This is a genomic window from Actinomadura rudentiformis, from assembly GCF_008923185.1.
GTDB lineage: Bacteria > Actinomycetota > Actinomycetes > Streptosporangiales > Streptosporangiaceae > Spirillospora > Spirillospora rudentiformis.
This window is the reverse complement of the sequence record NZ_WBMT01000032.1, coordinates 82,020-94,556: the sequence shown is the minus strand read 5'-3', so window position 1 is coordinate 94,556 and position 12,537 is coordinate 82,020. Positions and strand designations below refer to the sequence as shown.

Here is a 12,537-nt window from a genome sequence, read left to right as displayed (position 1 = left end):
CCACCCTAGCGGCTTGTGTATCGTTACACATATGACCACCGCCAGCCGACCCCGCCACATGATCATTTCGGTGTTCGTGGCCTTTGCCTCGTTCGGCGCGTTCTGGGGTGTGTGGGGTGCCTCCGTACCACGGGTCCAGCACCAGGCCGGTGTCACGGACGGCCAGCTCGGCATGGCACTGCTGTTCGTAGGCGCGGGCGCTCTTCCCGCGATGTTGCTCACGGGCAGAGCACTCGATCGATGGGGGCTGACGGTCGCGGCCGTGGCCATCGGCACCCTCGGTGTCACCGGGGCCGGTCTGGCGCTGACCGCGATGAACCTGGCGAGCCTGTGCGCCGGGCTGACCCTCGTCGGCGCCACCAGCGGCGCGGCCGACGTGGCCATGAACGCGGTCGCCGGACGGGCCGAGAAGATCACCGGCCGACCCGTCATCACCCGCGCCCACGGCGTCTTCTCCACCCTGGTGGTCCTCGCAAGCCTTGCCACCGGACTGGCATCGGCGCAGCCGCTCGCCGTCCCCTTCACAGCCGTGGCCCTTGCCTCGCTGGCAGCCTGCGCCTTCCTGCTGAAGACACTGCCCGCAAGCGTTCACGGGAACGATCGCACCAAGACGGCACCGCCCGATCGGAGGATCACCCCGTTCGTCCTCATCGGCGTGCTGGGTGCGCTCGCGTTCGCGAGCGAGAACGCACACCAGAGTTGGAGCGCAGTCTTCGCCCACGCGGAACTTCGAACGGGACTAGGTCCGAGCGCCGTCGCCCCCGCCGTGTTCGCGGGCGTGGTCGCGATCACACGGTTCTCCATCGGCGGCCTCAAGCCCGACCACGCCCGCACCGTTCTCCTCGCCGGCGCCTCGACCGCCGCAGCCGGCACGGCCGTCATCGCCACCGCGCCCACCCTGCTCATCGCCGCACTGGGTCTCGCGGCGGCCGCCGCCGGGACCGGAGTGCTCTTCCCGACTCTCCTCAGCGTCGTCTCCCTGAACGTCGACGAGTCCCGCCGCGGCAGCGCGACCTCGATCGTCACGACCGTGTCCTACCTCGGATTCCTCTTCGGCCCGGTCTACGTCGGACTATGGGCCGACGTTGTGGGCCTGCGCGGAGCCATGTTCGCGGTCGCGGCACTCGCGGCAGCCCTTTCCCTCCTGGCTCCAGCCCTCCTGCGCGTCAGCGGCTTTGCCAACCCAACGCACCGCAGCAACAACGAGGCAGCACGCAGCACTCCCCTAAGCGCAGGCCAGCAGCCATGCTGTTGATTCGGCTGGACTGCTGAGTCCTGCTACGTCGGTGCTCCTGCAAATTGTGTCGCGCTACACGGTTTCGGTGGTGGGAGCACGGTACGTTCTCGGGCAAACCGACGGGCAGGCGAGGGTCTCAGATGGCGGCCTATCCGGGCAAAGCCAGGTTTGCGGGCGATTCGGTTGCCCGCGACAAGATCATCCACGTCGGCGGTTCCGCGCCTGAACCGTCTCAGCCTCCCCCACGGCAGCTCCCGCTCGACATCCACGGGTTCTCCGGGCGAGCCGAGATCCTCGCCACGCTGAACACCCTGATCGAGAAGTACCAGCACTCGCTCTCGCCGCTCATCATCGCCATCACCGGGATGCCCGGTGTCGGGAAGACGACCCTGGCCGTGCACTGGGCCCATCTCATGGCGGACCGGTTCCCGGACGGGAACATCTTCATCGACCTGCGCGGCTACTCGCACCGGGCCTCGCTCTCCTCATACGAGGCGCTCGGGCAGGTGCTCCGCGCGCTGAACGTCCCTTCCAGCAGGATCCCCGTCGACGAGGACGAGCTCACGGCTCTCTACAGGTCACAGCTTGCGAAGAAGGACCTGCTCATCGTGTTGGACGACGCGGCGGGCTCCCAGCAGGTGTACCCGCTTCTTCCCGGCAGCTCATCGTGCGTCGTCGTCGTGACCGCGCGCGACGACCTCGCCGGTCTGGTCGCACGTGGCCACGCCCGGATGATTCCGCTGGACCTGATGCCCGCGAGCGAGGCGGTCGAACTCGTTCGCACGGTCGCCGGGCACGAACGGATGGACGCCGAACCCGAGGCGACCACCGAGCTGGTCCGGATCTGTGCGCGGCTGCCCTTGGCCTTGAGCGTCGCCGCGGCGAACCTCGCGACGAGGCCGCAGCAGTCGGTGGCCGACACCGTGGCGGCGCTGGCGAAGGGAGACCGGCTCTCCAACCTCACCCTGGGCCGGGATCTGGACGACGCCGTCGGAGCCGCCTTCGACCTGTCCTATCGGGGGCTCAGACCAGACCTCGTCGCGACGTTCAGGTTGCTGGGCCTGGTCGAGGGTCCGACCTTCACTCCTGAGGCGATCGGGGCCCTCTGCGCGGTCACACCGGATGCCGCCCTCAGCATGCTCAACGACCTGGAGGCCTCGAACCTCGTCCAGGCCGTCTCCTCAGGCCGCTATCAGCTCCACGAACTGCTCAGGGAGTATGCGAGGGGTCGTGCGGAGGCGGAGGACGATCGCCTGGTCCGTGAGGCGGCCCTTCAGCGCCTGGCCACCTGGTACCTGACCCGGGCCCAGCAGGCGGGTCGCTTCCTCGACCGGTACCGGCGGACCATCGGCCAGGAGCTCGCCGCGCCGCCGGTGGACGTCGACCCGGCCGAACGCACCCGCCAGCTGGAATGGTTCAACGCCGAGTACCGCAATCTCATTGAGATCGTCCGCCAGACCTCGCAGCTGCGGTGGGACGGGCTCACGATCGGCCTGGCCGACGCGGTGTACGACTACTTCGAGCTTCGAAGGTACTGTCACGAGAACATCGAGGTCCATCGCCTCGGTCTCGAGGGGGCGGAACGGCGCGGACACATTCCGTCCCAGTTCTTCATGCATCACCACCTCGCAGTGGCCTTCCGGGAGATGGGTCAAGTACGCGAGGCGTTCGCCGAGGCGGACGTGGCTTGCCGGCTCAGCCGCCAGGTCCGCGACAGCTACGGCGAGGGCGTCGCCTTGGACAACATCGCACGCATCCACCTGCACCTCAGCGAATACCGCGAGGCACTCGCCGTCACGAGGGTCGCGCTGGCGATCCGCCAGAAGATCGAGGACCGGCACGGCGAGGCCACGACCCTCGACACCATGGCGCGCGGTTACCAGGGATTGAGCGAATACGAAGAGGCCTATCTCAGGGCCAAGGCCGCTCTGAAGATCAGACGCAGGATCGGAGATGTACGCGGCGAGGCCGAAACCCTCGACAACATCGCCCACATCTACCACGCCTGGGGCCGCGCCTCGCCGGCTCTCGACTACGCGCAGCAGGCCTTGAAGCTCCGCCGTGAGATCGGCGATCGCCATGGCGAAGGCGAGACCCTCGCCTTCATCGGCCACCTCCACATGTGGCTGGGAAAGCACGAGCAGGCGCGCGACTTCGTGGAGTCCGCCCTGCAGATCCGCCAGTCGATCGCCGATCGCCATGGGGAGGGAGAGGCCCTCGTGTACCTCTCGACCATCCTGCGCAGGATCGGCCGCGAGGGCGAGGCGGTCTGGGCCGGCTTGGAAGCCCTCGACATCCTTCAGGAGCTGGGCGACCGTCACGGCGAGGCGGAGGCCCTCATGAGCCTGAGCCGCAGTTACCGCCGGTTGCAGACCTACGACCCGGCCGGTGAGGACGCCGTGCGGGCCCTGAAGATCAGCCGATCGATCGGTGACCGTTTCGGTGAAGCCGACGCGCTCAGAGCTCTCGCCCTCGTCGAACGCGATCTCGGCAATCTGAACGCGGCGAGGAAGGGCGCGACGCGATCCCTGCGCCTCTGCCGGCAAATCGGAAACAGGCGCGGCGAAGCCGATTCACTTGATGTTCTCTGCAAGGTCTTCCACCGCCTCGGACTGCTGGAGAAGGCACATCGGACCGCAATCCGATCTTGCGCCATCGCCGCTGAGGTCAACGACGGTCACGGCAGAATGGCGACGATGGTGGCATTGGCCCGGATTCTTCGCGACATGGGCGATCTGGAGCACGCCGCATCTCACCTAGAGGAGGTCTTGCGGCTCGGTGAGGAGCTCGGCCAGCAGCGCCGCCAGCGCGAGGCATGGAGGCTCTATGGCGAGATCCGCGCCCAGCAGGGAGACAGAGAGGCCGCCGAGAAGGCGTTCGCCAAGGCCGTCCTTATCGAGGAGGGCCAAGGCGGCGATTGACCGCCGGTGTCCATTGATCGCCGGTGTCTTACGCCGTCTTGACGGAAATCCGCCGCAGGCCCACCAGTCACTGTGTTCTCATGGACCCCACTCATGGGCGACGACGCCCAAGGTCCCACTGCCTTGCACCTCGACAGACGACCTGACGATCGGTGGCAGGCACCTGCCGCCGGAGATGCAGCTTGGTCGAACGATCGTGGCTCGAGGTTCTGGCGTCTCACTACGACCACCATCCCGCGCCTGCCTCCACAGACCGGCTGAGATGCCACAGTCTCCACTTCATTTATCGTTGGCGAGGGCGCAAATATGTGCTCTCGAAGGTCCATAAGGACAGCCGAAGAGTTCCATTCCACTATCAATTCGCACTGACTGCGTTCCTGAGCGAGCACACCGGGACGGTCCGGCCCGCACATCCTCCGGTCGGCCGCCACAAGACTCCTTGGATCGAGCACCGTTCTCACTACTGGTTCGTGAGGTCGTTCACCGACCACGCCCCGTCACCTGATTGGCGTGACCCGCAACTCATCGAGGACTGGGCCGCGAAGCTGGCCGACATCCATAGGATCGCGCAAGGTCATCGGCATCCGGACCAGCCGTCACCCGAAAGCCTCGCGCCCTACCATTGGCCACTCCGGGCCGTCCTGACCAGGCGCGACGAGTTCGTCGCCGACATGACGGCCCGGCTGCGGGTGGAGCAGGACGTGATGGTCGTGCGTGCGGGTCTCGACCAGCTGTCCAAGGAGGCGAAGCGTCTGGACCTCGGCCCGGTCGGGATCACGCACCAGGATCCGAGCCCTGGAAACGTCCTGGTCAAGGACCGTGGGGTGGTCGCGGTCATCGACTGGGACCGGGCACAGGAAGACCGCCTTCTCTACGACGCCGTTCTGGCGGCCCTGCACCTGTCCAGATGCCAGCCCGCCAGCGACCGCTTCGGCGCGGCAGATCGATTCATCAAGACCTATCAGCGCACGTGGGACGTGGACGACCAGGCGGTCGGATGGATGTTCCGCTACGCCGTCCTGCGAAATCTCGCGGTGAGCCGTTCCCCGGAGAAATGGCGGGCGATCCAGCCGGAGGTGGAACGCCACTGGGGCGGTGATCATTGAGCGGCGCCGGCGCTCAGTCGCGAATAATGATCTTGTTTCCCATGACCAGGTCGCCCTCCACCTTCAGGTCGCCCTCGAACAGCGGGCCGGCGGGGGCCGAGGGCCTCACGGAGGGCCGTGCGCGCAGTTCCGGGGTGCGGTTTCCCACGCCGGCGCTCAGATAGATCCACGCCTTGGTCTTGGCCTCCTTCACGCGGACCTTGATGCGGCGGTAGGCGAGCGGATCCACCGAACCAGGGGCGTGCTTGACGACCGAGTCGTAGACGAAGTGGGAGACGACGAAGCCGAGATCGGCTCCAGTCCGGGCAAGCTCGGACTTGAGGATCGGCGCGTCGAGCAGCCGCGCGGCCTGGCTGACGGCCTCGCCTGAGACCCCCTCCTCCTCGCTGGTCACCGGGCCGACATGCAGGGCGGCTCGCAGCTGGAGCTGGACGACGTCACCGGCCCGGCGGTTGTGCGACCTCAGCCGTACAGCCAGCTTTGACACGAGCGGGTCGACCAGCCGGGTGGTCGGCACGGTCGGCGGGACGACCAGCAGCGCTCCATCGCCGCGGTCCTCGTGGTGGCAGCCGGTCCACTGCACCCCCGACTCCGCGAACGCGTCCCTCAGCACCTCGTACATCACTCGCTTGACGATCCGCCTGTCCTCGTCAGTGCGTCCTGGATCGTTGAACGAGGCGATGTCGGTGAAGAAGATCGAGCAATTCTGGCCGGTCCATTCGGTGTCTCGGGACCCGATTCGTTCGAGCGGGCCGGAGACGCGGTCCTCGTTGAGCCGCCCGTAGAGTTGCTGCTCGAGCAGGGCGGCGGCCCTGGGGTGTTCTTCGAGGAACCCGGCGAACCCCTCCGCCGGCACGACGAGGATCTCCACCGCGTCGCGCGTGACGACCGTGGCCGAGCGGGAACGGACCATCAAAGCGGCGCGCTCCCCGAGGAGGTCCCCAGGGCCGCGCAGGGCGACGATCCGTTCCTCGGAACCCGTGCCGCAGCACACCTGCGCCCAGCCGTCCAGGATCACCATGACGTCGGTCGCGGAGGCATCCTCATGGCACAGGACCGTTCCCGGCGGATGGCTTGCACGTTGCCCCAGCCCCAGAAGTTCTTGCTGCTCGACCTCGCTAAGGGAATGCCAAAACCTCCCAGCCGCGGTCCGCTCCACCGGATCCCCCTAACAGGGTCGTCCGCCATCGCCCGCTTCCTGCCTACCAGTCGCGCGATGCCGAAACCGCGGCGCGCGACACAATCAGGGCAACGCGCCGCCCGCGGGAATCTGCGCTTCACCAGGGTGAATGCGATGTCATGTGACGTCTGCGGGTGGCTCTGCCGCCAATGGCACGGGATTTTGCGCTGCGGAAGCCTTCGAGCGGTGAGCCTTTGGGCCGGTGGGAGCCGTTCTATCTAGAGGAGGTGACTCAGGTGGCTTCGGCGGCCTGGTGAGGCGAAAGGGGCGATCGGAACCGTGAGAGGTCGGCATCAGGGCAAGGGGCCGTTCCAGCGCACTCTCGACCGATCCGGCAGGTTCCTCGCTGCCGCCGCTCGCCAACCGACTGGACGGCAAGTATTCGCCGTAGGGGTCGCCATCACCGTCGTGTTGGCGGCGGCGACCGTGGCGCAGGCCCGTTTCCGCTCTGATGAACGGCCGTCCGCCGCACCTGTTTCGCCGAAGGCCAGCGCGAGCGGCGGTTACCGCACTCCCACTCCGATGGGTTCGATGTCCTCACCCACGCAGCCGACACCCACCCGTTCCAGTCCTCCCTTGCGTTCCAGTCCCTCCCCGCGCGCTCAGCCAACCACCACCGCGCTTTATGAGGTCGTCAGCGGAGCGGACGCTGACGGTCCCACGGGCCTGCGGCGGACCGCGACGCTTGCCGGACGCAGGTCCGCGAACAGCACGAGCTTCTGGGTGGGCTGCCGGCAAGCGCCTGCCGTCACGAGGTTCAGGCTAGGGCGGTCCTTCACGCGCCTGTCCACCGTCCTGATGCTCGACCCGGCAGCCCCGGCGGCGCTGAAGGTCCGGGTCGTCCTGCGAGGGGACGGGGCAGTGATCGCACAGCGGGTCGTGACGCCAAAATCGGCGACCGCGGTGCTGGCCCCGGTCACCGGGGTGCGGACTCTCGCTCTGGAGGCGACCGCGATCGCGGGCAGGTGCGGGACGGCCCCAGTCGGATACGGCATCGCCTACGGCGCCGCCCTCAAATGAGCCCGAAAGCGAGCGATCGCGCCACTGGCAGACCGATGGCGCAAATGTGGCTTGGCAGGATCTAGACAATGCACCCAGCACGCGATACATCTTGTCTCGTGGCGGGACGGGAAGAGGATGAAGACTTGCGGGCGGCGCTGGCCGTGCGGAAGGAGCTCGGGTCCGACTTCGAGCCCGAAATCATCGAGTCCTTTCTCGAACGGCTCGATGACAGGATCAAGGCCCGGGTCGACGCGCAGGTGGAGGCCCGGCTGGCCGAGAGCAAGGCGGTCAAGGGCGAGCGGAAGGGAACGTCCCCGGAGCTCGTCTTCGCCTCGATGTTCGGCGGCTTCCTCGCCACCGCGGTGATCGGCGGGACCATGGACGCGGCCGGGCTGCCCGCCGTGATCCTGGTCTGGATCGTCGTGGCCGTGGTCAACGTCGCGCACGCCATCGCCGGCCGCCGGCCCGGCTAGCCGACGTGGTCCGGTACGCGCGGACGTGCATCTGACCGACGGTCTATGCTGTTATCCCCTGGATCACACCGAGATCCCATAGTGTCGCGAGGACACGATCCCCGGGACTCGCCATGAAGACACCCTTCGCCGCGGGTGCGTCGACCGCCCAGGCTCCAGCCGTTCCCGTGCGCTTTCCGTACTCGTGGCTCCTCGCACTCTTCCTGGCGACCCTCGGAATGTGGATCGGACTGCTGGCCTCCGCGCAGATCCTCCTGCCCAGCCAGATCGAGTCGATCGACCCCGCGAACAAGGTGTGGCTCCTCGGGCTGGTCACCGGTGTCGCGGCGGCGGCCGCCGTGGTCTCGTCCCCGGTAGCGGGAGCTCTGTCCGACCGCACCACCTGGCGGTTCGGGCGTCGGCGCTCCTGGGTCGCGGCCTTCTCACTGCTCTGCACGGCCGCGCTGTTAGCCCTGCCGTGGCAGTCGACGGTGCTCGGCGCGGGTGTGTGCTGGATCGTCGTGCACGCCAGTGTCAGCGGCATGCACGTCGCACTGTGCGCGGCTGTCCCCGACCGCATCCCCGTCCATCAAAGAGGGATGGTGTCAGCCGTGGCCGGGCTTGCCCAGCCTCTCGGGCTGGTCGCCGGAACGCTGCTGGTCTCCAGCGTCGACACTGCGACCGGATACCTCCTGGTAGCCATGCTCGTCCCGGCCCTCACCGTTCCATACGCGCTGCTGGCTAAAGATGTCCCCGGCTCGCTTGAACCAAGCGCGGACCGGCAATCGTTCCGAATCTCCCTCGCCGACCTGTACGTGAAGCCCCGGCAGCATCCCGACTTCGCGTGGGCGTGGGCTGGACGCTTCATGGCCCAGCTCGCGACATCACTGGCCACGGTCTATCTGCTCTACTTCCTCCGCGACAAGGTGCGGGTGGCTGATGCGGCCGAGGGTGTCGCCGTCCTCAGCCTCCTGTTCACTTCGGGCCTCATCGTGGCGAGCCTGATCGCCGGGCGGCTCTCCGACCGGATCGGCCGCCGCAAGGTGTTCGTGATCGTCTCGTCGCTGCTGTCGGCCACCGGGCTGGTCACCATGGCCCTGGTCCCGGTATGGCCCGCCGCCATGGCCGCTGCGGCCATGCTCGGCGCCGGATACGGCGTCTATTTCGCGATCGACCAGGCCCTGGTCACCGAACTCCTGCCGCGGGCCCGTGACCGGGGCAAAGACCTCGGAGTGATGAACATGGCGGGCAGCGGCGCCGTCGCGCTCGCACCGCTCATCGCTGCGAACGCCGTCGCCCTCGGCGGATACTCAGCGCTCTTCATTCTCGCCGCATCGCTGGCCGTGGCGGGCGGCCTGTTCGTATGGCCGGTCAAGGCGGTTTCCTAGATGTCAGAACAAGGTGTCTGCTTCCGGGTGCTGGGGCGCCTGCGGGTCAGCGTGAACGGCGCGAGCGTCCCCCCTCCCGGTTCCAAGGTCCTCCAAGGGCTGCTCGGCGTGCTGGTCCTGGCGCGTGGGGAGCCCTTGTCGGCCGAACGGCTCGCGCACCTGGTGTGGGCCGATCGTGCCGAGTCGACGAGCCGGGCGTCGGTGCACGTCGGCGTGTCCCGCCTGCGCAAATGGCTGGAACGGCTGGACACGCCGGCAACGGCGAAACCCGCGATCGAGTACGCGGACGGGTACCTCCTGCGGGGCGCAAGTGTGGACCTCGACCGTTTCCTCGACCTCATCGGCCGTGCCCGGACCCTGACCGAGCCGGAGGCGCGGACCCGGATGCTGGCGTCCGCCCTGGAGCTCCGCCGGGGACCGCTCCTCACCGGACTGGATCAGCTGAACCGCACGGACGGCCTGATCCGGACGGCCGAACACCTGATCCGGGAGGCGGTGATGGACCTCGCCGACGCGGCGCTGTACGCGGGCACCCCGGAGGCCGCGCTCACCTCCCTCACCGTGATGGCCGACGAACTCCCGTTCGACGAGCCCCTGCACGCCGCCCTCATCGATGTGCTGGCGGCGAGCGGGCGGCCCGCCGAGGCATTGCACACCTTCCGGCACCTCAGCAAACGCTTCGGGGAGGAACTCGGCGTCGAGCCGAGCGAGAAAGTGCAGGAAGCACATCTGCGCGTCCTGTCCGCCAACCAGCCACTCGGGGCGCACCCGGGTGGTGCCGCGGGGACGCGCATGCCGGTTCCCGCCGAACTCCCGCCCGGCATCTCCGATTTCACCGGCCGGGAGGCCGAAGCGGCGCTCCTGGCCGAACGGCTGGACGGGACCGGCGGCACCCGCCCGCGTACCGTCGCCGTGGCCATGGTCGCCGGCATGGGCGGCATCGGAAAGACCACGCTCGCCGTGCACGTCGCGCATCGGCTCATCGACGCCTTCCCCGGCGGCCAGCTCTACACCGACCTGCGCGGCGACTCGGAGAACCCGGCCGAGCCGGGCGAGGTGCTCGGCAGGTTCCTGCGCACGCTCGGGACGGCGGGCTCCGGCGTGCCGCCCTCCCTTGAGGAGCGCACCGCCCTGTTCCGCAGCCGGCTGGCGGGCCGCAAAATGCTCGTCGTCCTCGACAACGCCGCGAGCGAAGAGCAGGTGCGGCCGCTCTTGCCCGGGACACCGGACGCGGCTGTGCTCATCACGAGCCGCCACCGTCTCACCGGGCTGGAGGGGGCGACGCTGCTGAACCTCGACGTCCTCGCCTCGGCGCAGGCCGTGGAGTTGCTGGCGGGCATCGTCGGCGAACGGCGCGTCGCGGCGGAGCCGGACGCCGCGGCGGAGATCGTGCGGCTCTGCGGTCACGTCCCGCTGGCCGTGCGCATCGCCGCGGCGCGGCTGCTCGGACGGCCCTCCTGGACGCTGGCACACCTCGCGAGCCTCCTGCATGAGGAGCGGCGCCGCCTGGACGAGCTGGCGGTCGGCGATCTGGAGGTGCGAGCCGGTTTCGAGATGAGCTACCGGCCACTGCCCGCGGCGACGAGGCGAGCGTTCCGCCTGGCGGGCCTGCTGTACGCGCCCGACTTCGCGTCCTGGGCGGTCGCCGCCCTGCTCGATGTGCCGCCGGCCGAGGCCCAGGACCATCTCGAGGCGCTGATCGACGCGCATCTGGTGAGCGTCGTCGACGTCGACGCGACAGGCCGGCTCCGGTACCGGATGCACGACCTCATCCGGCTGTACGCGCGGGAGCGCGCCGAGGCCGAGTGCCCGCCCGCGGAACGCGCCGCCGCGTTGCAGCGCGCCCTCGGGGCGTGGCTCTGGCTGGCCGAACGCGCCGCCGACCACGTCCCCGGACCGTGCTATGCCGCCATGCACGGCGCAGCCCCTCGCTGGCCGCTCCCCGCGGCGGAGGCGGCACAGCTTCTGAAGGATCCGATGCTCTGGTTCACGGCCGAACGCCCGGCACTCGTGGCCGAGGTCCGGCAGGCGTGCGAGCTGTCGCTGGATGAGGCGGCGTGGGACCTGGCGGCCTCCATGGAGAAGTACTGCGACGTCAGGGGTTTGTACGAGGACTGGCGTCACATGCACGAGCGGGCCCTGAGACTCTGCCAGGAGACGGGCAACAAGCAGGGCGAGGCGGTCCTGCGGCGCGGGCTCCTTGAGGTGACCACCTGGACCTCTCCCGTACGCTCCGGACCCGCGATGGTCACGATGCGCGAGTCAGCCGAACGGCTGCTTCAGCTGTTCACCGAGCTGGACGACCCGATCGGGATGGCCGACGCGATGGTGGCGATCGTCTGGGGCCTGGCGGCTCAGGGAGCGGAGAGCGAGGCGCTCGCTGTGGCGGAGCAGTCCCTGCGCCTCTCCCGGACATCCGGCTATCCGGGTGGGCAGGTTCGGGCCTACCACGTCATGGCGGTTGTGCATGGGGAGCGCCACCCCGACCGCGCGCTCCCCTGTCTTGAGCGAGCGCTGGAGAACGCCAAGGTCCTCGGCAATCCTCGTGTCATGGCCACCGTCATGCAGTTCCTCGGCGCCGCCCGGGCGCTGTGCGGCGACGTCGAGGGCGGCCAGAGACTGCTGGACGACTCGATCGTGATCGCACGCGAGCTCGATGACCGTTACCTGGAGACGTTCTCGCTGCTCTATCTGGCGAAGACGTATGCCGCGACCGGAGACGACCGGGCAAGGCCGACCGCCGAACTGGCGGTGTCCTACAGCCTTGTCGGCAACTTCCGCCATCATCTCGCCGACGCGCTCGCCGTGCTGGGCGAGCTGACCTTGGCGGCAGGGGATCTTCCTGCGGCCATTGCCTGCCTGGAACGATCGGTGCAGGTCTGGCGCACCCGCGGCTGGCTCCCCTACCTGGCCGGCGCCCTGCGTACGCTCGGTGACGCCCATGCCGCCGCGAACGACTTCGCAGCGGCCCGCGAGGCGTGGACGGAGGCACGCGACCTGTTCGCCCGATCCGCTGACGACACCGGCCGGGATTCGGTGGACGAACGACTCGCGGCCCAGAACGTCACCGGCCGCCCCTAGCGTGACCTGCCCGTCCTGGTGGTCGCAAGGCTCCTGTTAGCGTCCGGTTAGCAAGCCCCGGGTACCGTTGGTGTTCCGTCGGTTCTACCAAACCACGATTCGATATCCGCTCCCAGTCACCCTTGCAAGATCCGCTCCCAGTGACCTTGCGAATCCGCTCCCAGCCACTC

Annotated in this window: 8 protein-coding genes; 7 read left to right on the top strand and 1 reads right to left on the bottom strand. The window is 68.6% G+C overall.

Translation table 11 applies throughout. From position 1 onward, the window contains the following. Positions 1-31 precede the first annotated feature (31 nt). The 3 genes from F8566_RS46490 (at position 32) to F8566_RS46480 (ending at position 5,264) form a co-directional block, all read left to right on the top strand. Positions 32-1,255: an MFS transporter gene (locus F8566_RS46490; RefSeq protein ID WP_225994156.1), complete on the top strand. Its 1,224-nt coding sequence runs from the start codon at positions 32-34 to the stop codon at positions 1,253-1,255. A gap of 122 nt (positions 1,256-1,377) precedes the next feature. Further along, positions 1,378-4,158 carry an ATP-binding protein gene (locus F8566_RS46485; protein WP_151570299.1) on the top strand — a complete coding sequence of 927 codons (2,781 nt, stop codon included), beginning with the start codon at positions 1,378-1,380 and terminating at the stop codon, positions 4,156-4,158. Positions 4,159-4,310: 152 nt separating this feature from the next. Beyond that, positions 4,311-5,264, top strand: a complete 954-nt coding sequence (locus tag F8566_RS46480; protein ID WP_151570297.1) for a phosphotransferase — start codon at positions 4,311-4,313, stop codon at positions 5,262-5,264. A gap of 13 nt (positions 5,265-5,277) precedes the next feature. Here the strand turns inward: F8566_RS46480 and F8566_RS46475 are convergent, their stop codons facing one another. Then, positions 5,278-6,423 carry a cyclic nucleotide-binding domain-containing protein gene (locus F8566_RS46475; protein ID WP_151570295.1) on the bottom strand — a complete coding sequence of 382 codons (1,146 nt, stop codon included), beginning with the start codon at positions 6,421-6,423 and terminating at the stop codon, positions 5,278-5,280. An 819-nt stretch (positions 6,424-7,242) separates the two neighbouring features. On the opposite strand from F8566_RS46475, the gene F8566_RS46470 reads away from it, so the two are divergent. The 4 genes from F8566_RS46470 to F8566_RS46455 all read left to right on the top strand — a co-directional run bounded on the left by F8566_RS46470 (position 7,243) and on the right by F8566_RS46455 (position 12,367). Further along, a complete protein-coding gene (locus F8566_RS46470; RefSeq protein WP_151570293.1) occupies positions 7,243-7,464 on the top strand; it encodes a hypothetical protein in 222 nt (73 codons plus the stop codon). Positions 7,465-7,589: 125 nt separating this feature from the next. Continuing rightward, positions 7,590-7,919, top strand: coding sequence for a hypothetical protein (locus F8566_RS46465; RefSeq protein WP_151570291.1), 330 nt, complete (start codon positions 7,590-7,592; stop codon positions 7,917-7,919). 113 nt (positions 7,920-8,032) lie between these two features. Then, on the top strand, positions 8,033-9,286 hold the full coding sequence (locus F8566_RS46460; protein ID WP_151570289.1) for an MFS transporter: 1,254 nt from the start codon (positions 8,033-8,035) through the stop codon (positions 9,284-9,286). Beyond that, positions 9,287-12,367: an AfsR/SARP family transcriptional regulator gene (locus F8566_RS46455; RefSeq protein ID WP_151570287.1), complete on the top strand. Its 3,081-nt coding sequence runs from the start codon at positions 9,287-9,289 to the stop codon at positions 12,365-12,367. The last annotated feature ends 170 nt before the right edge of the window (positions 12,368-12,537 follow it).